Source organism: Brevibacillus fluminis (genome assembly GCF_052072235.1).
GTDB lineage: Bacteria > Bacillota > Bacilli > Brevibacillales > Brevibacillaceae > Brevibacillus_D > Brevibacillus_D fluminis_A.
The window spans coordinates 2,774,762-2,798,695 of record NZ_CM125436.1 but is presented as its reverse complement, the minus strand read 5'-3'; the positions used below and the strand labels follow the sequence as shown (position 1 = coordinate 2,798,695).

Here is a 23,934-nt window from a genome sequence, read left to right as displayed (position 1 = left end):
ACCATTACAAAGCGCACGTCTCGATCTCAAAGCCCAAATCCGCAATCATGTCCCAGTCTTGCGTCGGCTCCTGCCCTTGCGTCGTCAAATAATCGCCGACAAAAATCGAATTCGCCGCGTACAGACCCAGTGGCTGCAACGACCTCAGATTCACCTCGCGCCCTCCTGAAATCCGAATCTCCTTCGTTGGATTGACGAACCGCATCATGGCCAAAAGCCGCAAGCATTGGCGCGGATGCAGTTCCTTGCGTCCCGCGAGCAGCGTCCCTTCGATCGCATGCAAAAAGTTGCATGGAATCGAGTCGACATCCAGCTCCTTCAGCGAAAATGCGATGTCTACCGCTTCCTCGTCGCTCTCGCCCATGCCAAAAATCGCGCCGGAACAAGGCGAAATCCCCGCCTGCTTCACCTGCATGACGGTATCCTCGCGATCCTCATAGGTATGGGTGGACGTAATCTTCGGATACTGCTCCCGGCTTGTATTCAAGTTATGGTTATAGCGATGGACGCCGGCGGCCGCGAGCTTTGCCGCATGCTGTTCATCCAGAAACCCGAGGCAGCAGCAAATTTTCAAATCGGTGGTCGCCCGGATCTCCTCCACAGCCCCGACCACCTGCTCGATCTCGTGATCTGTAGGCCGTCTGCCGGAAGCGACGATACAGTATGTACCCGCCTTGCGTCGAATCGCTTCCGAAGCGCCTTTGAGAATCGTCTCCTTGCTGAGCAATGGATACTTGCTGACCGGTGCTTTCGAGTCGATGGATTGCGAGCAATAACCGCAATCCTCGGGACATAACCCGGATTTTGCGTTGATGATCATGTTCAGCTTTACTTTTTTCCCATAGTAAGCGCTTCGAATCAAAAAAGCCGCTTGCAAAACCTCGAGCAGTTCATCATCGGCCGAGCGAAGGATCGCCAACGCTTCCTCCCTGGTGATCGGCCGCCCTCCCAGCACCTCTTTTGCCAAGCCGCTCCAATCATGTACACGTACCATTCCGTCCATAACGCCGCCTCCCATTTGTTAACCATTAATAAAAATAAGTTGACAATTCATGGTTATTCTACCATTCTATCAATATGTGTCAACCATTTTTATATAACAGTTAACAAAAGGAGGATAACATGGCTAACAATCGTATCAAAATGATCAATCTTGCCGCACTCTTTGCGGCCATTACCGCCGTTTGTGCCCAGCTGTCCTTTACGGTCGGCCCCGTTCCGTTCACCTTGCAAGTATTTGCGATTTGTTTGACTGGCCTATTGCTCGGCAGCCGTTGGGGAAGCGTCTCCGTTCTTGTTTATCTCGTTTTGGGAGCGGTTGGCGTTCCCGTGTTTGCCGGATTTCAGAGCGGCCTTCAGACGATTCTCGGAAAAACGGGGGGCTATCTGCTCGCCTTTCTCCCAGCGGTCTTCGTAATCGGTCTGATTGCCGAGAGGGGACGGATCGCCATCTGGAAAGCGTTCCTTGCCAACCTGCTCGGGTTAGCGATCATCTACACGCTTGGAACGATGCAGCTCGAATTCATGCTGAATCTGCCCTGGTCGAAAGCCATTGCATTTGGCATCATTCCGTTTCTCATTCCAGACGTCATCAAGATCGCGATCGCTTCCTCACTCGGGGTCATCCTCTTGAACCGACTCGCTTCCGCCGGTTTTCTCCCTGATCGGACCATAAAACGAAAACCATCGGGAATGGCGTTTCCCGATGGTTCCGATCAATCTGCGACCGCTGCAACCAGGCACTAGCTGTTTACACGTGCCGATTGCGCCCTGCCCCCAAGCCGGCAGCGATCAACGCGCCGCTTACAACGAGCAGCATCGTAAGCGGCGCGCTCCACGCATGGGTCTGGTCATAGAGGAAACCGACCAGCGTCGGGCCGATCGCCGCGAGCAAGTACCCAACCGACTGCGACATGCCGGAGAGTTTGGCCGCCTGGCTGGCATTGGCCGCACGCAGACCGATCAGCACCAATGCCAGACTGATGCTCGCCCCTTGCCCCAATCCGAGCAATACGATGGCGACGATCAGCATGGCCTCTCCGCTGCCAAGCAACAGTCCGGCGATACCGAACAAATACAACAGTCCGACGATGACGACCAGCACTTTTTGATTGGACAGCCGATCCGCAATGACCGGAATCGCGAAATTGACGGGCAAAGCGGCAAACTGCAAAAGTGACAGCATCCACCCTGCCATCGACACGCTCATGCCGTGTGCTTGCAAGATCGCCGGGAGCCATGCCACCGTGCAGTAAAACAGGAACGACTGCAATCCCATGAAAAAGGTGACCTGCCAGGCAAGGCCCGATTTCCACAGTGAACGCGCCTGTCCATGAACCGCCCCCGTCTGACGGCCCGGCGAGCGTCTGCGCAGCTGCGGCAGCCAGAAGACAGTCGCTACTACCGCAAGCAGCGCCCAATAGCCAAGCGCGTTTTCCCAGCCAAGCCCGAGACCGACCGCCAGCGGAATGCTGAGTCCCGAGGCGAGCGCAGCGAAAACGGACATCGCCATGGAGTAAAGCCCTGTCATGAGTCCGACCCGATCGGAAAACGTCTGCTTCACCATGCTTGGCAAAAGTACATTGAAAATTGCGATCCCGCTCCCGATCAGCGCAGTGCCGACAAACAGCGAGATGATTTCACCGGTCGAACGGAGCAGCGTGCCGGCAATGAGAACGATCAGACCGGAAAAAATCGTCCATTCGTTGCCGAACCGCTGCGCCAGTTTGGGCGCTACTGGGGAGAGAACTGCGAAAGAGAGCAGCGGCAGCGTCGTAATGAAACCTGCCAGGCCGTTGCTGATGCCGGTGTCCGTCCGAATGAGCCCGACCAGCGGCCCCACCGACGTGATGGTCGGCCGCAAGTTGCAGGCAACCAGCAGAATCGCGGCCAATAGCATGGCCCGATTCAACGGCTTCACGTGTGCGGCGGCAATCGTTTGGTTTTGCATGGTCTCACTCCTCCCTCGGCTCGTTTACGGCCGCCCATCCCTCCTGCAGCGCTTCGATGAAGCTGCATGCCGCCTTCTCGGCAGCCACAGGGTCTTGCTGTTCGATCGCCGCGAGCAAGTCGGCGTGGATCGCTTTTTGATCCTTGACATTCGCAAGCTCAAGGGAACCGACGCGGGCAATCGTCTTCTGCACGTGTTCGGACATATATTTGTACAATTCAAGCAAGAGCGGGTTATGCGTTGCCGCCGCCATCGCGATGTGAAAGACGAAATCTGCCGCCACAAATGCTTCGCGATCATCCACCCGTTCATTGCGCAGCGAAAGGGCATCACGGAGCAAAGCCACCTCTTCGTCTGTGCGACGAACGGCGGCAAGCCTGGCGATATCGCGCTCCAAACTGTAGCGCACCTCCAATATATCGCCGATCTCAGAGCCGCGCAATCGACGCAGCAGCGCCGCTTCAAAGTGGGTTGATGCCCGCACATACGTTCCATCCCCTTGCCTCGCTTCCAGCAACCCGTTATGAATCAGCGCGTGCAACGCTTCGCGCACCGTATTGCGGCTCACGCCCAACTGCTCAACCAGTTCCGGCTCCGCTGGAATTTTCATCCCTACCGCCCATTTTCCCGATTCGATCAGCTGCTCCAGTTGGGTCACCACCTGCTTTGCCAATGAGGAGCGCACCGGTTTTTCAAAATTCACTCCGCAAACCTCCAAACATAGGATGTTTGAACGATTTGATTGTAGCATGATCATTACGATGTTGCTACATTTTTACACGTAAAAAAAGCCGCCATTCGCGGCAACTTTTCTTGCCAATCCATAAGCGACGCCCCCCTTTGACACTGTTTGCTACTCTTCCATTTTATACCAATGGGAGTTTCGCTGTTGTGAACATTCTGACACAAACGTCACAACCGTTTTACAAACAGGACGCGATCATTTCCGTTCCCGTCATAATCGGGGGTCACCGCGATCCCGTCGATTTCTTTTGCGCCCGCCTCAATGTCGAAGCCCATTTTGCGATGGAACTGAATCGAGGTACGGTTGACCGGCGATGTGACACAGCGGACGGTATGACAGCCTTTTTCCTGCACCGCTGCGAAAAACGTCTCATACAAGCGCCGCGCGATCCCGTTTGTCCGATACTCCGGATGCACGCCGACAAAATGAATGTATGCCTCTCCTTCTTTTGACTGGGAACAAAAACCGATGAGAAACCCGACGGCGGAACCGTTTTCTTCCATCAGAAAGCTTGTCGATTGAAAATGAAGGAAAAACAGCTTGGGCAGCATGTCCGCCATTTGCCTGCCACCCCACCAATCATTGATGACGGGGATGATGTCGTAAAAGTCTTTTTCCTCGATATTTCGCAGAATCACTTTCGTACCGCTCCTTATAATCGATTGATCGAAACATTTCCTCCAACCTCCTCGTAGGAATGAGAAAGGGAGGATTGATACACGCATGCGATCTTTCAAACGATTCGGCATTCTGCTGGGTTACACCGTTCTACTTTTTGCAGCGATGTATGCATACCAACTGTTTGAGATGCATGTTCGTCAGGTGGCCCAGACCACCTTTGACATGCTCCCCTACATCGTGCACTCGACTTTTGCCCCCATGATTTTGGGCCTATTATTCGGTCTCCCGCGTATGTTGGAGATGCAGCAAAAACCAGGCAAGTGGCAGATCGACTGGCTCAAGCTTCTTGTACTCGGCATCCCCTTCTGCTATTGCGCCACGGTGTTTTTGTCGGCAGTCTACATTCAGCCTTTTTTTCCGTTTGGCTTTGAGACGCAATGGTTGTCCAAAATCTGCGGCGTAGCATTTGGCTATCTTTTGCTCACCAGCTTCACGAAAAAGACTTGATTGGAAAATGATAGCACGTCCACCGTGTAAAAAACAGCCGCCCGCCTTTGCGAACGGGCGGCCACGGCTGTTTTCATGCTGAGAAGCAAATGCTATGCCCACTCGATTTGCTGCTACATTGCCCGCAGCTTCTCTTTCTCGCGTGCGGCGGCTGCCAAGTACAGCGCATACTGCAGCGGACGCCGGATCGCTTGCTTGTAAGTATCCAACGCGCCCAGCTCACGGAAAATTTCCCGCCCCGGCTTCGGATTCACCTCGATCAGCCAGACGTTGCCTTTCACATCAATGCCGATATCAAGCCCCAGCTCCATCATCCGGCCGAAATGCTGCTCGATCGTGGCCGCCGTCTGTTTGGCCAAATCCGCGCATTCCTGCAGGATGTAATCCGTCTGCCCTGCCGAAAAATGACGCTCCAGAAACGGTCTGACCCGCATCGCCTGGCCGCCTCCATGCAGATTGGCGGTCGCGCTTTTCGCCCCGCCGATGCGCATGCCTTGGCCGGTAATGCTCCATTCGCCATGCTCATTTTTTTGAATCAACAGCCGCATGTCGATGGACCGGCCCGGGATGAGATCGAGATTCAAGCCTTGCTGGATCACAAACAAACCGTTGTTCACCCAGCGCGCTACCTTTCCGGCGGCTAGCTGCCAATTCGGCTGAACGCTTTCGATCTTTGTCCGTTTGCTATCGCGGCCAAGCAGCCGGTACCCTTGCTGCGTCCGCTTCATGCACAGAATGCCGCGGCCGCCTGTACCGTTGCTAGGCTTGATGTAGAGCTGCGGATGGCGGGCGATCATCTCCTTCAGTCCGGCACGGGAAAAGCTGATCGTCTCCGGCAGCCAGCGGTGCATCGCGGGATCGCGCCACAAGACCTGATGCACCTTCCATTTGTTGGCGAGACGATTGTTGGCGTACAAAAACGACTGCTTTTTTCGAAACGCCACATAGTCTTTGAACGCCTGCGTCGGCGTATAGCGAAACCGGTCGATCACCACGTCCGGCCAGCCAAACTGCCGTGCTTCCCAGCCTTTTGCGGTGCGGATGTAGCCTTTGACTTCCTTGGTCGCAAACGAGACATCCTGCGGCGAAAACAAAAACACGGTCGCGCCCAACTGCTCACCAGCTGCCAACAGCCGCCTGAAATAAGCGGGCTCCGCAAAGCGCACGCCTTGCCGCCATGTCAGAATGCCGATTCGGGGTTTTCTCATCGCTGCACCCACTCTTTCGAAACGTTTTTTCATTCATGGCAGTCTATTCACGCGCCCCACGGCATCGTGCGTCAGGCGCGCGCGTTTTGCAGAACTTTTTCCAGCTCGATCAGCTCTTTTGGCATCGGCGCATCGGCTTGTACCGTGGCTCCTCCGAACGGATGGATGAGCGACAGCGAGGCCGCGTGCAGCGCCTGCCGCTCCAGGCCTGTGGCTTTGCCGCCGTAAAGCGTGTCGCCGATCAACGGATGGCCCAGCTCGCTCAGGTGCACGCGGATTTGGTGCGTACGCCCTGTGTCCAGCTGGCAGGAAAGCTTGGCCGCTTGCGCATACTGTTCAATGAGACGGTAATGCGTGACGGCCGCCTCGCCGCCGGGTGTCACGCGCCTGCGCGCCGGATTGTGCCGGTCTTTGCCGAGCGGCTTGTCGATCGTGCCTGCCTTCTGTTTCAGCTTGCCGTGGACATAAGCAAAATAGGTCCGTTTCACCTTGCGCACGCGCAGCGCTTCATCCAGAAACGCACCGGCCAGCGCGTGCTTCGCATACAGCACAGCGCCCGACGTGTCTTGGTCGAGCCGATGAATATGGCGCACCTTGCTTTCGATCCCGTTCGCGGCAAAATAGCCGGCTACCAAATGATCCAGTGTCAGCCGGTGCTCGGGCTCTGTCGGGTGCACCAGCAGATGTGCGGGTTTGTTGACGATCAGCAGATGGTCATCTTCATAGAGCACCGCCAGATCGCCCTGCACCGGTTCGATGCCAAGCTCTTCCGGCGCAAGCAAGCGAGCCGCCAGCTTTTGGCCCGCCGCTCCCGCTGCAAGCTGTGAGACGGGCTGTCCATCTACCAGCAGCTCTTTTCGTTGAAACAACAGATGGACGGTTTTCTTCGGCCATTTCCACTGTTCCCGCAAAAGCTGCCCCAACGGAATGCCCGCATACCGCTTATCCAGCGTCCCTTCCAGCCATTCTCCTTTTTTGTGCAATGCAATCATCGGTCAAGCTCCCTTCCTTTCACTTCAATCAAATAACGCACAGGATTCACAAGCAAAAGGAACCCGACAGCCAGATGCCAGGTTCCCTTTCCGCTTTCTATGATTATGCTTGCTTCAGCGCTTCGCTCACTTGTACGGCGCGATCGAGGAACTGCTCGATCTCCTCGCGGCTTTTGGCCAGCTTGCTGACGAAGCGGACCAGCTCCTTGCCGTTTTGGAAGGCGACGAAACTGGGGATTCCCATGATTTCGAGCGATTGCGAGAGTTCAGGCAGCGTATCGCGATTGACCTCAACAAACGTCAGTTTTTCTTTGTACGCTTCCTCGACTTCCGGCATGAATGGATCGATGCGGTGGCAATCCGGGCACCATGTTGTAAAAAATTTCACCACAACTACCTTGTCCTGGGCGATTGCCTGTTGGAACGCGTCTTCTGTTTTGATTTCTACCATCATTCCCACCCTTTCGTTTCGCTCGTTACCGCGAACTGCCAATTTTCCTCAGTTTATCATACTTGCATGCCATTGTCGTACGCTTTTTCCTTCAAAAGCTGGATGAACGCTTCTGTCGGGCGCGACAGCTGCCTGTCCTTGCGATAGGCAACGACGAGCGTCCGCGTCGGCCTGGTCGTAAGCCGCGCATAAACAGGCGCATTGTTCGTCCAGGACGATTCGGTAATCATCGCCGGCGCAAAGGAAAAGCCCATCCCTGCCGCCACCAGCGACTGCACCGTCTGGATGTTCGAGCTTTCGAATACGATACGCGGCTTGAAGCCCGCCTTCTCGCAAAGCCGCAAGGAAATTTGGCGGAATCCTTGCCCTTCTTTTAATAGAACAAACGGCTGGCTTTCCAGCTCAGCCAGATCGATTTCATCTTTTCCCGCCAACGGATGCGCCGGCGGCACGGCGAGGTAAATCTCTTCGATAATGGCCGTCTCGTGCACGATGGTCGGCGCCTCGATCGGCATCGTCAACAGGCTGACATCCAGTTTGCCGACAGCGAGCAGATGTTCGAGCATGCTGGATGTCTCCTCCACCAAGTGCAGCTCGACGCCTGGATAGCGGCTGGCGAATTCCGAGATGACCTGCGGCAGCACGTACGCGCCGGTGATCGGCAGGCTGCCCACAAACAGCTTGCCGATCTCGCCGCTGGCATAGCCGCGCATCTCCCGCTCCAATCCTTCCGCCTGATCCAAAAGCGGACGCGCCACCTGCACAAAGCGCTCTCCCGCATCCGTCAGCTCGACATGGTGGGGGAGGCGGTGAAACAGCGGCACGCCCCACTCCTTTTCCAGCTTGGCGATCTGCTGGCTTAGCGACGGCTGTGCCAAATGAAGGTTGGCAGCAGCGCGGGAAAAGCTCTGCTCTTCCGCCACCGCCAACACATAGCGAATTTGTCGTAATTCCATAGACGTGCTCCTTTATAGCCAATACCTATACGGCTTATAACTATTATATCTTTGATCTATCTTCCATACTCAAGTAAAATTTGATCTATCACAAGTGAACGACGAAAAAGTCAAACTTTTCACACGTTCATGTCAATCGTTAGGAGGAACCATCGATGTCGAAACCTCGCACATTATTTGAAAAAATCTGGGATCGCCACGTTATCCATGAAGAACAAGGCAAACCTTCGCTTCTGTATATCGACCTGCACCTCGTGCATGAAGTAACATCGCCGCAAGCATTCGAAGGTCTTCGTCTCGCCGGCCGCAAAGTACGCAGACCTGATCTGACGTTCGCGACGATGGACCACAACGTCCCGACCGCTGATCGCTTCAACGTAAAAGACCCGATCTCCCGCCAGCAAATGGAGACGCTGACGGCCAACTGTAAAGAATTCGGCGTGCCGCTGGCTGACCTGAACAGCCCGGATCAAGGGATCGTTCACGTCATCGGACCTGAGCTTGGCTTGACTCATCCAGGCAAGACAATCGTTTGCGGTGACAGCCATACGTCCACACATGGCGCTTTCGGCGCACTCGCATTCGGGATCGGTACCAGCGAGGTTGAACATGTGCTGGCAACGCAATGCCTGCAGCAATCCAAACCGAAAACACTGGAAGTTCATGTCGATGGCGACCTGCTCCCAGGCGTAACCGCAAAAGACTTGATCCTCGCGATCATCGCCAAATGGGGCACCGATTTCGCGACCGGCTATGTCATCGAGTATACCGGCGACGCGATCAAAAAGCTCACCATGGAAGAGCGCATGACGGTTTGCAACATGTCCATCGAGGCAGGCGCGCGCGCTGGTTTGATCGCACCGGACGAAACGACCTTCAACTATTTGAAAGGCCGCCGTCACGCACCACAAGGCGAAGCTTTCGACGCAGCGGTAGAAGATTGGAAAACGCTTGTAACCGATCCAGGCGCAACGTACGATTCCCGCGTCGTCATCGAAGCGGCTTCCATCGAACCGCAAGTAACGTGGGGCACAAGCCCGGGCATGGGGACAAACGTCAACAGCACCGTGCCGAATCCGGAAGATTTCGCGACTGTCGCTGAGCGCAAAGCCGCGCAAGACGCGCTGAAATACATGGGTCTGACACCAGGCACGAAAATGACCGACATTGCGATCAACCGTGTGTTCATCGGCTCCTGTACAAACGGACGGATCGAAGACTTGCGCCGCGCTGCTGCTGTAGCAAAAGGACGCAAAGTCTCCCCTTCCGTCAACGCGATCGTCGTACCTGGCTCCCAGGCTGTCAAAGAGCGCGCGGAGCAAGAAGGCCTCGACAAAATCTTTATCGAAGCAGGTTTTGAATGGCGCGAGTCCGGCTGCTCCATGTGCCTGGCGATGAACCCGGACATTTTGGAACCAGGCGATCGTTGCGCCTCCACTTCCAACCGCAACTTCGAAGGTCGCCAGGGTCGCGATGGCCGCACGCATCTGGTAGGGCCGGAAATGGCCGCTGCCGCTGCAATCGCCGGACATTTCGTCGATGTGCGCGAATGGTTGAAAGAAACAGTGACTGCATAATCCACGGATACGTGAAAGGAGATAGTACCAATGGAAGCTTTTGTAACCCTCACAGGCGTCGCCGCACCACTCGATCGCGTAAACGTGGATACGGACGCAATCATCCCGAAACAATTTCTGAAGCGCATCGAGCGCACCGGATTCGGCCAATATTTGTTCTATGAATGGCGCTTTACGCCTGAAGGCGAGGAAATCAAAGATTTCGTCCTGAACACGCCGGAATACCGCAACTCCACCATTTTGCTCGGACGCAACAATTTTGGCTGCGGCTCCTCCCGTGAGCATGCGCCTTGGGCGTTGAACGATTTCGGCTTCCGCGCGATCATCGCGCCATCCTTTGCCGACATCTTCTACAACAACTGCTTTAAAAACGGCATGCTGCCGATCAAACTGTCCGAAGAGCAAGTCGATGAGCTGTTCAACCGTGCCAACCAACATGCGAAGTACGAGCTGACCATCGATCTGCAAACAAAAACCATCACCGACAACCACGGCTTGTCCTACGACTTTGAAGTCGATGAATATCGCCGTTACTGCCTGCTCAACGGTCTCGATGACATCGGGATCACCTTGCAGCAGGAAGACAAAATCGCTGCGTTTGAAGCGAGCCATCGGTATTAGAAAACCTGGCTACGCCATGTTTGTTGGCGTAGCCGCGGTTGCACTTATACTGGATAAGAATTTTATAAATTCTTATCTGTATTAGAACGACCACACTTTGCAGGGGATCTCTCCCCTGCTCTTTTTTTTGGCCGTTTTCTTTGTACCCGCAAAAACAAAGCGCCCGCCGCAGACGGAACGCTTTTGCACCAATCGATTATTTCACCACCAGCTTCTGCGATGCTTCTACATGGTAAGGCGTATGGTTGCCGTAAGCAAGCTCAACGCGCAGATCATGCTCCCCTTTTGGCAGCTTGGATAAAATGAATTCGGAATCGAACACCTGGGCGATCATCTTCCCGTCCAGGTAAATGTGGGCGTGGCCTTTTCCGTGAACGATCCCGTTCATTTCGTCTTTGCCGTCACCGACGAACTCAAAGTTTTCGGTAATGAGCTTGACGTCAGCCTTGTCGCTGTCTTGCATGGTGACATCCATGGCAAGCTTCGGCAAGTCAAACCCCATTGGCTGGTCGGCCGGCTCGCTCGCCGATGTCGCACTGGTCGGTTCACTCAGGGAAGAACTTGAAGAATCAAGAGGCTCTCTTAGCAACAGAACGATTCCTGCAATAAGTACGGCGAAGAGAACGGCAGCACCGATCATCAGTTGTCTGGCATTGATAATGAATACTTTCATTCTTCCTTCTCCCTTTCCAAAGCCATTTAGTACATGCATACGCGGAAAGGGAGACAGATAGAATCACAATTTGTCCTAGCGATAATTGATGAATTGCACCTCAATCGGTAAATCGGCCTTGCGGATCGCAGCGATGATCAGCTGCAAATCGTCTTTGTTTTTGCCTGTCACACGGATCTGGTCGTCCTGGATCTGCGCTTTCACCTTGACGCCCGAATCTTTGATGATCGTGTTGATCCGCTTCGCATTGTCTTTATCGATCCCTTGAATCAGCTTCACGCGCTGGCGAACGGTGCCGCCGGATGCAGGCTCGATTTTGCCGTATTCAAGGTTTTTTACCGATACCTCGCGCTTGATCAGCTTGCTGAGCAAAACATCCTTCACTTGCCCCAGTTTGTACTCGTCATCGGATTGGACGACGATCTCTTCTTTTTCCAGCGTGATGTTGCTTTTGCTTCCTTTGAAGTCAAAGCGGTTCTCGATTTCCTTCAAGGCGACGTTGATCGCATTCGTCACCTCGGACAGCTCGATCTTGGAGACGATGTCAAACGAACTTTCTTTGCTCATGCGCCTGGCTCCTTCCTATCAAAACGTGTATGTATGATGATGCTTTCGTTAAATCGATTTGACCATGCCGCCGTCGATCAAGAGCGACTGACCGGTCACATAGCTGTTGGCGGGCGATGCAAGGAACGTCACGACGCGTGCGAATTCTTCCGGTTCACCGTAGCGGCCGAGCGGGATTTTCTCTTCCATCTGCTTGCGGATCGCCTCTCTGTCGGTTTGCAGCCGTTCCGCCGCCATTTCATCGAGCGACGCGACGCGGTCTGTCGCGATCCGTCCGGGTCCGACCGTATTGATCAGGATACCGTCGCCCCCAAGCTCGGAGGCGAGCGTTTTGGCCAGCCCCACAATGCCGGTACGGAACGTATTCGACAAAATCAGGCTGGGGATCGGCTCTTTGATCGAGGACGAGGTGAAATTGACGATGCGGCCGAATTGCTCTTTGCGCATATGTGGCAGCACGGCACGGATCGCGCGTACATAGCTGAGCAAATTTTGCTCAAATGCGAGCTGCCAGTGTTCATCGGTCATTTGGTCGAATGAGCCAGCCGGAGGGCCGCCTGCATTGGCGATCAAAATATCAACCGTTCCGAACCGTTCGACAGTCGCTTGAACCAGCTGCTCAATCTCTTCCGGTTTGCGCACATCCACTTTCAGCGCAAGCGGAGCGCGGCCGGTGGCCTCTTCAATCTCCTGGCTTGTCGCGGCGAGCGCAATTTCGTCACGGCCGCAGATGGCTACATTGGCTCCTTCCGCCGCCAATGCCTTGGCCGTCGCTTTGCCCAGCCCTTTGGTGGAAGCCAGCACAATCGCTGTTTTTCCGGTAAGCTGCAAATCCATGGGGAAACCTCCTTTTGCTCCTCCCTTTACAGGGTTTTCCTTTATTTTAGTAGAAAACGACCCGTGAGCCAAGGAGAAACGAGCAGCAAACACAACCGCGCAGCCACATGCAAAAGAGGCCTGCTCACAGCAAGCCTCTTTTGCCTTTTTTCATTATGATTCGATCATCGGAATCGTGGCGCGCGCCTTGCGTTTCTCCAGCCGCGCAGTACGGCGGGCACGAATGCGTGCGAATGTGCCTTCAAAGAGCGAGTACAGCACAGGCACCAAAATCAAGGTAATGATCGTGTGGAACACCAATCCGAATATAACGACGGTCGCAAGCGGCGCATGGAAATCCGAGCCTTCCGAGAACGCCAGCGCCATCGGCAGCATGCCGAGAATCGCCGTCAATTTGGTCATGAGTACCGGACGGACGCGGTCTTTCACGCCTTCCAAAATCGCTTCCTGCAAATCCATGCCGCGCTCGCGGAGCGTGTTGATCCGGTCGATCAGCAAGATCGCATTGGACACGACGATCCCGATCAGCATGGTGACCCCGACGATCGCCATCAGGCTGAATACGCGCTGGGTCAAAACCAGCCCGATCACGACGCCGATAAAGGCCATCGGCAGTGTCAGCATGATGATGAACGGATGCGACAGGCGGCCGAATTGTCCGACCATGATGACATAAATCAACGCAATCGCGCCTGCGAATACGATCAGCCCGCTGGTCATGTTCTGGCTTTGCTGCTTCAGATCGCCTGCCAGCTCCACCTTGTAGCCGGCCGGCACCGACAAGGTTGGCAATTTTTCATTGATCGCCCTGCCCACGGTACCGAGGTCAGTGCCGACCATTTCTGCGGAAACGGTGATCACACGGTCCCCTTTTACATGCTTGAGCGATGAAGGTGATTTCGCGTAGCGCCAATCAACCAGATCAAACAGCGGAACTTGCGCACCGGTCTTCGTCGTAATCATCACTTGCTTCAATTGATCCGGATGCTTCATCCATTCTTCCGGATAGGTGGCGTTCACGTCGATGTCGATGCCATCCATCGTGATTGTCGTAATCGTTTGTTCCCCGATAAAGCCGCTAAGCTGCGACAAAAGGTCGCGCTCATCCACCTGCATGCGCTCCATCATCTCTTGTTTTGGCACGAGCGTTAGCTTCTCGTAGCCATCGGAAAAGTCGTTGCGCGTGTTGACGACGCCTGGAATCGAAACCAGCATTTTTTCCACGTCAGCCGTCACTTTTGCAGCCGGCTCCAGCTCCTTGCCTACCACTTGCAACTGCACCGCTGCCGCTCCGGCTGAGCCGCCGAAGTTGGTTTCGATGCGATCGACATCTTTGATCGATTTTAAACGATTGTTTAAATCGAGGCTAAGCTCATCTTTGCTGTGCGCACGCTCGGACTTTCCTTTCAACGAAAGCACCAGCGTGACCGTTTTCTTGTTCACATCCACAAATACATCGCGGACATCGTTCATTTTCAGGACGGTTTGCTCGGCTTCCATCGCCGTACTGCGCGCTGCCTCAATGCTCGTTCCTTTCGGCAGCACAAGCTGCGCGAAGATGAAGTTTTCGTTTACGTCCATGAAGCTGCCTTGCTTGATGAATGGCGTCAAAAAGAAGCAGCCGACAAACAGCGCGAGCGCGATAACCAGCGTTTTGATCCGATGGCGCAGCGCCGCGCCTAGGAATTTTTGGAACAGGCGCAGCAACCGCGCGCTGACGCTTTTTTGGTTCGCTTGCCCGCCAACATTTTTATCCTTGCGCAAAAAGCTTTCCGCCAGGATCGGCACGAAAAAGATCGCGGCGATCGTCGATGCGGTAATCGCAGCCGTCACCGTAAAGGCGATCGTGGTAAAAATCGGACGGAACTCCTCGCCGAAATCCGCCAGCACCAGCGGCAAAAAGACGACGACCATTGTCAATTGCGAGGAGAGCACCGGCGTCAACACTTCTTTTGTGCCAAGCACGATCGCCCGCGTCAGCTCTTCCCCTTTTTCGCGGAAATGATAGATGCTTTCCAAAACCACGATCGCCGCGTCGACGATCAGACCCACCGACAAGCTGAGCGAGATGAGTGAAACCGCATCGATGTTGTAGCCGAATAGTTTCATCGCGATGAACGTCATCAATGCTGACAGCGGCAAAGTCGCCGCAATGACGAGCGTCACGCGCAAATTGCGCATAAACAGGTAGAGAATCACGATCGCCAGCAAGCCGCCGACCATTACTTCGCGGCTCAGATTATGAATGGAGGTCTCGACGAAAGAAGCGACTTCGAACAGCGTGATAATTTTATAGGAGCCGTTCGCTTCCTTGTTGATTTCATCGATGACGGCCTCGACGTTTTTCTGCGTCGTGATCAGGTCGCTTTCCGTACTGCGGCTCACGATGATATGGACATAAGGCTGCCCATGATACAATTCCAGCGAATCGACAGCTTTGCCGCGCAAATCTTCGACGGTCGCCAGCTGTTTCAGCTCGACGGTGCCGTGCGGCGTCTGGATTGCCATCTGTTCGATCTGTGGAATGGATGCGACCGAATGATCGATTTCGATAACCGTATGATAGCCGTTGTTCTCGAGTGTTCCGATCGCTTGCTTCCAGTTGGCGGAACGGAGCTGATCCATCACGTTTTCCGGCGTGATTCCATATGCCATCAGTCGCTCAGGCTGCAATTGGATGGACACTTCATTCTTGAAACCGCCCTTGCTCACCTCGACCGATTTGACGCCATCGGCAGCTTCCAGCCGGTCTTTGATCGTTGTTTCCGCGAGGTTCAGCATGACTTGCGGCGACGCGCCAACGACGGCCAACTCACCCAGCTGCTCATCACCGTAGTTATCCTGCTGCACGAGCACATTCGTCACATCTTTCGGAAAATCGTTGCGCAGCCGGTTTACGATGCTCTCTACCTTTTGCTTGACCTCGCTGCCTTCGCCTTCTTTTGCCTTGATGCTGATGCGCACCGAACCGCTGCTGGAGGTAGATGTGTAATCAATGATTTCGCTGATGGATTTCAGTTCTTTCTCGATCTTCTTGGTGATCTTCGTTTCCATTTCTTCCGGCGGAAGCGATCCGCCAGAGATGTTGACGGAAATATAAGGCAGGTTCGTTTTCGGAACGAATGACACCGTAAAGGACAGCAAGGCCCCGACTCCGCCCAGGATGAGCAGGAAGGTGCATAAGTATACGATTAATTTTCGCTTAAGGAAAAAATGAATCAGCTTCTCCATTACTTGGCTCCTCTCGCGACAACCTTCTCGCCTTCCACGATGTACGTAATGCCGCTTGTAATCACCTGTTCATTTTCTTTCAAACCGGAGAGCACCTCGATCTTGTCGCCGACGATTTGCCCGACCGTGACAACATGCCGCGTGGCGACGCCGTTTTCAGCTGTCATTACGTAACGCTCCGCCTGGGTGATTCCGACGCTTTCCAGCGGCACGATGACGCCCTTGATGCTGCGGGGCACTTCAATGGTTGCCAGCATCCCGCCGCGCCATGCTTCTTTCGGATTGGCGAATGTGATCTCCACTTGATATTTGCCTGTTTTCGGATCGATGACCGGGGCGACGAACGATACCGTACCTGCTGTTTTTTCGCCGTTCTGGTTGACAATCGATACTTTCGTTCCGACTTTGTACTGATCGATCGTGTCGCTGGCGACATCGAGCGCAACCTTCATCTCCGACAAGTCCACCAAGTGGATGACATCTTGGCCCGGATTCGACAGCTCGCCTGCCTCCTGGCTCACCGCAACGACCGTTCCGCCGAATGGAGCGACTAGCTTCGTGTCTTGCAGCGTCTTTGTCGCCTGCGCGACCTGGCTTGCAGCCTGTGTAATCGATGCGTTCGCACTTGCGAGCTCATCCGCCTCTGCGCCCTTCAGCAGCTTCTCCAGCGAAATTTGCGCATCTCTGGCATCCAGCTCCGCTTTCGTTTTCTCGATCTTCAGATTATCCAGCTCGCTTTGCGCCATCGCGCCGCCTTGCAGCAACCGCTCGCCCTGCGCGACGTCGGTGATCGCTTTTTCCAGCCGGACTTTGGACCGTTCCACCTGCAATTTCGCGGCGGCGATTTCTTCCGGTGTGGCCCCTTGCAATTTTCGCGTTTTGCGTGCCGATGCTTCCTTCACTTGCCCGGCTGCCGCCTCCACCGCTTTTTGGTAATACCCTGTATCCAGCGAGGCGAGCACGCTTCCTTGTGCCACTTGCGAACCTTTTGCCACATTGATCTTGGCAATTTTGCCAGACGTCCCGAACGAGAGGATTACGTCGCGTTTGGCTTCCACAATTCCGGTAGCCGATAAGAACAGCGGAGCGGTCGGCTTGGTTGCCGTTGCCAGCTCCACGACTTTTCCTGTTGGTCCCGCTGCCGCTTCCGGTGCCGCCGGAGCTGGCCCGCACCCTGCTGTCAGCAATAGCAAAGCGGATAACCCAATAAGTGCTTTCTTCTTCATCATCATTCCTCCACATCGATAGCGAGTGCTGCAGTTACAAGTTTGCCAGTTTTTCACAACCACGTGAACGGCCGCTTGACTGAATGCCTCTCCTACCTAAGACGGAGAAGAAGGAAAATGATTACAGTACATGTTGGAGAAAAATGCCACGAAGATGGGACAAAAAAAAAGCAGATCGGGCGGAGAATCCTCTCTCCACTCGACCTGCATCCGGCAAAACATTTAGCTGATGCGTTCCTCTTGATGTCCGGACTCGCCTGCCTGCTCGGTTCGTTTTTTCTTGGTGACAAAGTATACCCCAATGGTCACCACCGTGATCAAGAGCGTCAGCAAAATTTGCGAGCGCATGGAATCGATGAACAGCATCGCGACCAGGATCACGATCATTGCCGCAATGGTCACATACGTCAAATACGGGAAGCCCCACATTTTCAATGTCAGCTCTTGCTGGCCTGTTTTTTGCAAACGCTTGCGAAGAATGATATGCGAGACGGCTATCGCCAAGTAAACAAGCAGCGCAATCGCACCGGAAGCGTTTACGAGAAACAGAAAGATTTTATCCGGAGACACGAAATTGAAGATCGCGCAAAGGTAGGCGAACGCGGTGCTCAGCCATACCGCACGGACCGGCACACCGTTTTTGCTCACTTTCAGCAGAGCGCGCGGTGCATTGCCTTTTTGTGCCAAGGAGTACAGCATCCGTGAATTCGTGTACAGCGCCGAATTCAGGCAGGAAAGGACAGAAGTCAGTACAACCAGGTTCATGATTTGCGCAGCAGCCGGAATTTTCAACATGTCGAGCATGGTGACATACGGGCTTTTGAGCAAATCCGTCGCATTCCACGGGAGAAGCGTGACCAGAATCGTCACCGACCCGATGTAGAACAGCAGGATGCGCCAGACGACGCTTTTAATCGCGATGACTACATTTTTCTTAGGATTCTCGGTCTCGCCTGCTGCAATCGCTGCGATTTCCGCTCCGAAGAAGGAGAAGATACATACCACGATTCCGACGAACACGGCGGAGAAGCCGTTTGGCATGAAGCCGCCTTTGCCGATCAAATTTTCCAGTCCTGGCGATGGAATGCTCGGAATGAAGCCAAAGATGATGGCAGCGCCCAAAATCATGAACAGCGAGATGGCGACTACCTTGATCAGTGAAAACCAGTATTCGAATTCACCGAACGATTTGACGGAAAAAATGTTGGTCAGTGTCAGCAAGAACGTCAAGATCAGGCTGATGGCCCAAACCGGCAGCCCCGGGATCCAGCCGTGAACGATGGCACCGCCTGCCGTCGCTTCAATGGCGATCACGATCGCCCAGTAAAACCAGTACAACCACCCGATCGTGTAGCTGGCGAGCGGTCCCATTGCCTGATGGGCATAGGTAGCGAATGAACCTGAGTCAGGATTTACTACTGCCATTTCGCCCAGCATCCGCATGACCAGCACGACCAGCAAGCCGGAGATCGCATAGGAAAGCGCAGCTCCCGGACCTGTCGCGTTGATGACGGCACCGCTTCCGACGAACAAACCGGCGCCGATTACCCCACCGATCGAAATCATTGTCAAATGCCGTGTTTTGAGCTGCTTATGCAATTTTGTGTCTGTCGCCATTGGCATTCTTCCTCCTTCTCTTCCCCCACAATTTTAAGGTATGTTAAAAAAGAATTCTTAAAAATCATAAAGTTCAATACAACTAAAGTCATCTGCTTTGAAAGAGGAATGTTTGTCCCACGTATTATCTGTGAGAGATAGAAAAAAGATACCGCTCTTTGCATAAACACCGACAATCGATCGAATTTTATAGGCAATCGATTTTTTTATTTACACCGGACACTTCAATCCATTAAAATACAAAAGCTCCTACTTATCCGATCGGTACATACGCTTCCGTTCTCTTCCTTTCAACAGCCACGAAAGGTATTCATCTTGACAGGAGAGGATTTTTCCGATGAAAGTATTTGATGCCCTCCAGCTTCCTTCACTCAAGCACGCCAAAGTCGTCGCTGGTTCGAAAGGGCTTCAACGGCTTGTCCGCTGGGTGCATATCGTGGACTTGCCTGATCCGCTGCCATGGGTGCGATCCGGTGAATTGCTGCTGACGACGGGGTATTCATGGCCTCATGAACCCGAGGCCCAGCAAGCATTGATTCGCGATCTGTCCGCTCGCGGCCTCGCCGGATTAGGATTGGCGGTACCGCACTATTTCGAGCAAATGCCGGAAGCCGCCGTCGCCATGGCCGAAGAGCTGCAGTTTCCGCTCATCGAGATTCCGTGGGAAGTCCCTTTTGCCACGATTACCGAAGAAATTTTGAACATGCTGCTCACGTTCCATTACAAAATACAAGAGCATGCAGAATTGATCCATCAGGAGCTGAGCCAGCTTGCACTGGATGCCAAAAGCCTCCAGGACATCGCCCGCAAACTGGGCGTGCTGTTGAAGCGCAGCATCTATATTCAGCATGCGGACGGTTCCATCCTGGCGTCGCATGCCCAAAAGGGATCAGGCGAAACGGACGGCATTGATCTTGATAAGCTGTTCCAGGAGAAAGAGAACTTGCTCGCCTCGCGCTCGTCGCTGCGTATCAAACGACTTCCGGCTGATCCGCAAGCCCATGTGCCCGCACGGATTGTTTGCCCGATCTCGATCAAATGGGAGATCGTCGGGTTTTTGTGGATATTGGAAGGTCAGGAGCCGCTTAGCGATCTCGACCAGCATGCCGCGCAATACGCCGCCATTTTGATGGCGATGCACATTTCCCATCAGCGCGAGCTTGCCTCGCTTGAAGCGCAGCTCGGGCATTCGTTTCTCGATTCGCTTTTGGAAGGTCAATTCATCTTGACCGAGCAGGTGCTCAGTCGCGCCCGTCTGCTCGGCTTTGATCCGGAAGGGATGTATGCGGTCGGCATGCTTGTGTTCGATTCGCCCATTCCCCTTTCGCACGAGGGGATCGTGAAGCGGGATCGTCTCATCGAAAAAACCAAGCGAAAGCTGCAGGATCTGAAGATGCCGACCGTGCTGTCGTTCATGCAAAATCAAATCTTTCTGCTGATCCCAAGCGAGGTCAATCCCCAGCTTTTTTGGCAAGCGATGAAAGGGCCGGACCTCTCTTTTGCCGTCAGCTTGCCCCAACAAGGTTTTGCGGACATCCAGCAAGGCTACAAGGAGGTTTGCTCGATTTTGCCGAATATGACGTTCGGCCATTTTCACCGGTTCCAGGATCTTCTGGTACCACGGGTGCTTCAGGGCGACGCGAACGCACGCGCCACTTTTTTGCACAAGCTGTTCGGGCATTTGTCCACGGTCAAAAACGGGGATGTGCTGATTCAGACGCTGCTTACGTACGCGCGCCTGGGCTTTCACTTGAAGCATACAGCCGAGGAGCTGAACATCCACCCGAAAACGTTGCGCTATCGGCTGGACCGCGCCATCTCTTTGGGCGAATTCGACTTGACCGATGCGGAGACGCAGTTCCAGCTCCAGTTAGCTGTACGCATCGTCTCCCTGCATGAGCCTTGGACAGGCTTTTGACTTTTGACACTCCCCCAAAACATAAAAAGCCGGTGCGAGCAGGCTTCCCTGCATCGAACCGGCCTTCTTTTATTCAAACTCCCACAGCGGCGGCGGTGTTTTCATGCTGAGCACCAAGCCGAGCGCCATCATGTTCGTGATGAACGAACTGCCGCCATAGCTGATGAACGGCAGCGTCAACCCGGTAATCGGCGACAAACCGATGTTCATCCCGATGTTGACGAATATTTGGAAAAACCACATAATCACCATCCCGCTGATAAAAAACGAAGCAAACGGGTCCGGCGTTCCCATCGCCCACTGCACCATGATGTAAAACAGCAAAAAATAGAGCAGCAGCAGCACGCTCGCGCCAATAAAGCCCCATTGCTGCGCGATCACGGCAAAGATGAAATCGGTATGCTGCTCCGGCAGCTTCCCTCCGTTTGATGTCACAACATACAGCAAGCCTGTCCCGCCCAATTGTCCGCTCCCGACGACAGACCGCGCCTGAATGTATTGATAGCCGCTTCCGAGCGGATCGGTTTCGGGATGCAAAAACGACGTCAATCGCTCGAGCTGATGGGGCCGCAGCAGCTGATCGGGCAATTCCGGCACCACCTGCACGACAGCCGCAAAGAGGATGCCGACGACGCAGACGCAAACGACCAACAGCCGGATCAGCTCCCCGGAAAATCTCGTCAGCAGCACAAAACAGCCGCACAGCGAAAAATAGATGATGGCCATGCCCAAATCAGGCTGGAGCAAGACGAAAAAGGTGGGTACAGCCAGCACGGTCAAACAAAGCAGCACTTGTCGCGCCTGTCTGCATTCGCCTTTGCACGTTTCGTAGACTTTGGCGAGCAATAGCAGCGTGGTCAACCGGGTGATTTCCGACGGCTGCATGCGAAAAAAACCAAGGTCGATCCAGCTGATGGCTCCGTTCACTTTTCGACCGAGCACAAAGACGGACAGCAAAAAGACGAGCCCGAACCCATAGAGCCAGGCTGCGTTTTTCACAAACATCCGGTAATTTTGCCGCTGCAAAAAGATAAGCAAGCCCGCGCCTACCACAACCCATGCTGCTTGCCGTTTTAAAAACGGATAACCCGGCAGCTCGCGCGTCGCGATGAAGATCGTCAGCAAACTGATTGCAATTAAGCCAGACAAGGTAAAAAGCAGGAGAGACTGTTGCTTGTTCGCGGAAGATTGCATCCCAACCGCTCCTTATTTGCCGCAAATAGTCCCTTTAGTATTCGCTGCCATGCCTGCTGTTACTCATTTTGGGAAGCGCTTATCACGCGATCGTCTCCGCCAAGCAAAGCATGGCGGGTTTCCCAGCCGCGCGGGCCATTCCTGTGTCAAAAACAAAGGCGCCCCTCGATCCAGGAGCGCCCTGCCTTTTTTTTTACACGTCCTTGCTCAACGCTTCCATTTCATCCAGCAGCTCTTTGAACACCGCCAGCGCTTCCTTGATCGGTTCTGGCGATGTCATATCGACGCCCGCTTTTTTCAACAGCTCGAGCGGATAATCGGAGCCGCCGCTCTTGAGGAAGGTGAGGTAGCGCTCAACTGCAGGCGCGCCTTCGCTCAAAATTTGCTTGGCGAGCGAAATCGCTGCCGAGAAGCCGGTCGCATATTTGTACACATAAAAATTGTTGTAGAAGTGAGGAATGCGCGCCCACTCCAGGTCGATCTGGCTGTCGACCACCATTTGTTCACCATGATACTGCACGTTCAGCTCGCGGTACATGGCAGACAGGCTATCGGCGGTCAACGCTTCCTCCGCCTCTGTTTTGGCATGAATCAGCTTCTCGAATTCGGCAAACATGGTTTGGCGGAACAGCGTGCCGCGGAATTGCTCCATGTAATAATTGAGCAAATACATGCGCTCTGCCTTGTCGGTTGTCGTCGCGAGCAGATGCTGCATCAACAGCGCTTCGTTCAGCGTCGAGGCCACCTCGGCGACAAAAATCCGGTAGCCTGCATACGTGTACGGCTGATTGCTGTTGGAATAGTAGCTGTGCAAGGCATGCCCCATTTCATGGGCCAGCGTGAACATGTTATTGACGTTGTCCTGGTAATTCATCAGGACGTACGGGTGCGTCGTATAGGAGCCCCATGAATACGCACCGCTCGTCTTGCCCTCATTCTCATGCACATCGATCCAGCCGGAGGTGAAGCCTTCGCGCAAGACTTTGCCGTAATCCTCGCCAAGCGGCTGCAAGGCGACTTGAATGGTTTCCACAGCCTGGTCGTACGGAATGTCCATCTTGACTTCCGGAACGATCGGCACATACAGATCGTACATATGCAGCTCATCTAATCCAAGCATCCGTTTGCGCAGATCCACATACCGATGCATCAGCGGCAGATGCTCATGGACGGTCGCGATCAGATTATCGTACACGGACTGATCGATGTTGTCGGAGAAAAGCGATGCTTTCAGCGCGGACTCATATTTGCGCACTTTAGCGTAAATGACGTCCCGCTTGACCGCAGAGGTGAGTGTGGCAGCAATCGTATTGCGGTGCTTGCCATAGGTCGCATACAGCGCTTCAAACGCTTCCTTGCGCACGTCGCGGTTTTTGCTTTCCATAAATTGCGTATAACGCCCTTTTGTCAGCTCGACCTCTTCGCCCTGCTCATCCTTGATCATCGGGAAGCGCAAATCGGCATTGTTCAGCATCCCGAAAATTTTGGAAGGCGCTCCGGAAAGCTCGCCCATCTCGGCCAGCAGCGCTTCCTCCGCTGCCGACAACGTATGCGGCTTGAACCGCACGATTTCCTCAATATGCTGCCTGTAATGCGCCAGCCCTGCCTCTTCCTGCAGAAATGCGCGCAGGCGGTCGTCCGGGATTGCCAAAATTTCCGGCTCTATGTAAGAAAGCGCACTGTAAACCTGCACAGACAGAGTCGTCGCACGGTCTGTAAGCGCTTGGTACGTGGCATTGGCATTATCCTCGTCACGGCGCATCCGCGCATAGACGTACAGCTGATCCATCGTACGGGTCAGCTCATCCTGGAGCGTGAGCGCTTCGAGCAAACGCGCCCCGGATTCACCGAGCGTTCCTTGATAGGAGCTGATTTTCGCCGCCATTTCCTTTACTTTGACCGCATCCTGCTCCCAAAGGTCGTTCGACGCGTAAATGTCCTCCAGCTTCCATTTGTGCTCCGCAGGAATTTCATGGCGCTTCGGCAATGTTTTCGACTTGTTCACTACGATCACTCCTTTCAATTTCCCATATCTTCCATGGT

The 23,934-nt window shown here is 54.2% G+C and carries 21 protein-coding genes; 5 read left to right on the top strand and 16 right to left on the bottom strand.

Annotated elements, in window-relative coordinates:
- Window positions 1-4 precede the first annotated feature (4 nt).
- The gene (gene bioB, locus ACTID9_RS13890) at window positions 5-1,003 is read right to left on the bottom strand and encodes a biotin synthase BioB (protein WP_441072068.1); all 999 of its coding nucleotides are present in this window, start codon (window positions 1,001-1,003) and stop codon (window positions 5-7) included.
- Window positions 1,004-1,122: 119 nt separating this feature from the next.
- Here bioB and ACTID9_RS13885 point away from each other — a divergent pair, with 119 nt between their 5' ends.
- Complete coding sequence (locus tag ACTID9_RS13885) at window positions 1,123-1,746, top strand: biotin transporter BioY (protein ID WP_441072066.1); 624 nt, start codon at window positions 1,123-1,125, stop codon at window positions 1,744-1,746.
- A 4-nt stretch (window positions 1,747-1,750) separates the two neighbouring features.
- On the opposite strand, the gene ACTID9_RS13880 is transcribed toward ACTID9_RS13885, so the two are convergent.
- The 3 genes from ACTID9_RS13880 to ACTID9_RS13870 form a co-directional block, all read right to left on the bottom strand.
- The gene (locus tag ACTID9_RS13880; RefSeq protein WP_441072064.1) at window positions 1,751-2,950 is read right to left on the bottom strand and encodes a CynX/NimT family MFS transporter; all 1,200 of its coding nucleotides are present in this window, start codon (window positions 2,948-2,950) and stop codon (window positions 1,751-1,753) included.
- A 4-nt stretch (window positions 2,951-2,954) separates the two neighbouring features.
- Window positions 2,955-3,653 (bottom strand): FadR/GntR family transcriptional regulator, encoded by a 699-nt coding sequence (locus ACTID9_RS13875; RefSeq protein WP_441072062.1) that lies wholly within the window; start codon window positions 3,651-3,653, stop codon window positions 2,955-2,957.
- 209 nt (window positions 3,654-3,862) lie between these two features.
- Complete coding sequence (locus ACTID9_RS13870) at window positions 3,863-4,333, bottom strand: N-acetyltransferase family protein (RefSeq protein ID WP_441072060.1); 471 nt, start codon at window positions 4,331-4,333, stop codon at window positions 3,863-3,865.
- Between the two features lie 85 nt (window positions 4,334-4,418).
- On the opposite strand from ACTID9_RS13870, the gene ACTID9_RS13865 reads away from it, so the two are divergent.
- Window positions 4,419-4,823: a hypothetical protein gene (locus ACTID9_RS13865; RefSeq protein WP_441072058.1), complete on the top strand. Its 405-nt coding sequence runs from the start codon at window positions 4,419-4,421 to the stop codon at window positions 4,821-4,823.
- 113 nt (window positions 4,824-4,936) lie between these two features.
- Here ACTID9_RS13865 and ACTID9_RS13860 read toward each other — a convergent pair whose 3' ends face one another.
- The 4 genes from ACTID9_RS13860 to ACTID9_RS13845 all read right to left on the bottom strand — a co-directional run bounded on the left by ACTID9_RS13860 (window position 4,937) and on the right by ACTID9_RS13845 (window position 8,430).
- Window positions 4,937-6,031, bottom strand: coding sequence for a YheC/YheD family endospore coat-associated protein (locus ACTID9_RS13860; protein ID WP_441072056.1), 1,095 nt, complete (start codon window positions 6,029-6,031; stop codon window positions 4,937-4,939).
- Window positions 6,032-6,102: 71 nt separating this feature from the next.
- A complete protein-coding gene (locus ACTID9_RS13855) occupies window positions 6,103-7,023 on the bottom strand; it encodes an RluA family pseudouridine synthase (RefSeq protein WP_441072054.1) in 921 nt (306 codons plus the stop codon).
- A gap of 103 nt (window positions 7,024-7,126) precedes the next feature.
- The gene (locus ACTID9_RS13850; protein WP_441072052.1) at window positions 7,127-7,516 is read right to left on the bottom strand and encodes a thioredoxin family protein; all 390 of its coding nucleotides are present in this window, start codon (window positions 7,514-7,516) and stop codon (window positions 7,127-7,129) included.
- A gap of 14 nt (window positions 7,517-7,530) precedes the next feature.
- Window positions 7,531-8,430, bottom strand: a complete 900-nt coding sequence (locus tag ACTID9_RS13845) for a LysR family transcriptional regulator (protein ID WP_441072050.1) — start codon at window positions 8,428-8,430, stop codon at window positions 7,531-7,533.
- Window positions 8,431-8,585: 155 nt separating this feature from the next.
- Here ACTID9_RS13845 and leuC point away from each other — a divergent pair, with 155 nt between their 5' ends.
- Window positions 8,586-10,007, top strand: coding sequence for a 3-isopropylmalate dehydratase large subunit (leuC, locus tag ACTID9_RS13840; protein ID WP_441072048.1), 1,422 nt, complete (start codon window positions 8,586-8,588; stop codon window positions 10,005-10,007).
- Between the two features lie 30 nt (window positions 10,008-10,037).
- Complete coding sequence (leuD, locus tag ACTID9_RS13835; RefSeq protein WP_441072046.1) at window positions 10,038-10,628, top strand: 3-isopropylmalate dehydratase small subunit; 591 nt, start codon at window positions 10,038-10,040, stop codon at window positions 10,626-10,628.
- 196 nt (window positions 10,629-10,824) lie between these two features.
- On the opposite strand, the gene ACTID9_RS13830 is transcribed toward leuD, so the two are convergent.
- The 6 genes from ACTID9_RS13830 to ACTID9_RS13805 all read right to left on the bottom strand — a co-directional run bounded on the left by ACTID9_RS13830 (window position 10,825) and on the right by ACTID9_RS13805 (window position 18,779).
- Window positions 10,825-11,301, bottom strand: coding sequence for a hypothetical protein (locus ACTID9_RS13830; RefSeq protein ID WP_441072044.1), 477 nt, complete (start codon window positions 11,299-11,301; stop codon window positions 10,825-10,827).
- Window positions 11,302-11,376: 75 nt separating this feature from the next.
- Window positions 11,377-11,868, bottom strand: coding sequence for a YajQ family cyclic di-GMP-binding protein (locus ACTID9_RS13825; RefSeq protein ID WP_441072042.1), 492 nt, complete (start codon window positions 11,866-11,868; stop codon window positions 11,377-11,379).
- A 48-nt stretch (window positions 11,869-11,916) separates the two neighbouring features.
- A complete protein-coding gene (locus tag ACTID9_RS13820; RefSeq protein ID WP_441072040.1) occupies window positions 11,917-12,705 on the bottom strand; it encodes an SDR family oxidoreductase in 789 nt (262 codons plus the stop codon).
- A 153-nt stretch (window positions 12,706-12,858) separates the two neighbouring features.
- Window positions 12,859-15,936 carry an efflux RND transporter permease subunit gene (locus ACTID9_RS13815; RefSeq protein ID WP_441072038.1) on the bottom strand — a complete coding sequence of 1,026 codons (3,078 nt, stop codon included), beginning with the start codon at window positions 15,934-15,936 and terminating at the stop codon, window positions 12,859-12,861.
- On the bottom strand, window positions 15,936-17,162 hold the full coding sequence (locus ACTID9_RS13810) for an efflux RND transporter periplasmic adaptor subunit (RefSeq protein WP_441072036.1): 1,227 nt from the start codon (window positions 17,160-17,162) through the stop codon (window positions 15,936-15,938). Before ACTID9_RS13810 ends, ACTID9_RS13815 begins: the two co-directional genes overlap by 1 nt.
- 222 nt (window positions 17,163-17,384) lie before the next feature.
- Complete coding sequence (locus tag ACTID9_RS13805; RefSeq protein WP_441072034.1) at window positions 17,385-18,779, bottom strand: amino acid permease; 1,395 nt, start codon at window positions 18,777-18,779, stop codon at window positions 17,385-17,387.
- Between the two features lie 337 nt (window positions 18,780-19,116).
- Between ACTID9_RS13805 and ACTID9_RS13800 the strand changes: the two genes are divergently transcribed.
- On the top strand, window positions 19,117-20,697 hold the full coding sequence (locus tag ACTID9_RS13800; RefSeq protein WP_441072032.1) for a PucR family transcriptional regulator: 1,581 nt from the start codon (window positions 19,117-19,119) through the stop codon (window positions 20,695-20,697).
- A 69-nt stretch (window positions 20,698-20,766) separates the two neighbouring features.
- Here the strand turns inward: ACTID9_RS13800 and ACTID9_RS13795 are convergent, their stop codons facing one another.
- Together ACTID9_RS13795 and pepF are read right to left on the bottom strand one after the other, a co-directional pair.
- Window positions 20,767-21,891: an FtsW/RodA/SpoVE family cell cycle protein gene (locus tag ACTID9_RS13795; protein ID WP_441072030.1), complete on the bottom strand. Its 1,125-nt coding sequence runs from the start codon at window positions 21,889-21,891 to the stop codon at window positions 20,767-20,769.
- Between the two features lie 193 nt (window positions 21,892-22,084).
- Window positions 22,085-23,896 carry an oligoendopeptidase F gene (gene pepF, locus ACTID9_RS13790; protein ID WP_441072028.1) on the bottom strand — a complete coding sequence of 604 codons (1,812 nt, stop codon included), beginning with the start codon at window positions 23,894-23,896 and terminating at the stop codon, window positions 22,085-22,087.
- Window positions 23,897-23,934: the final 38 nt, after the last annotated feature.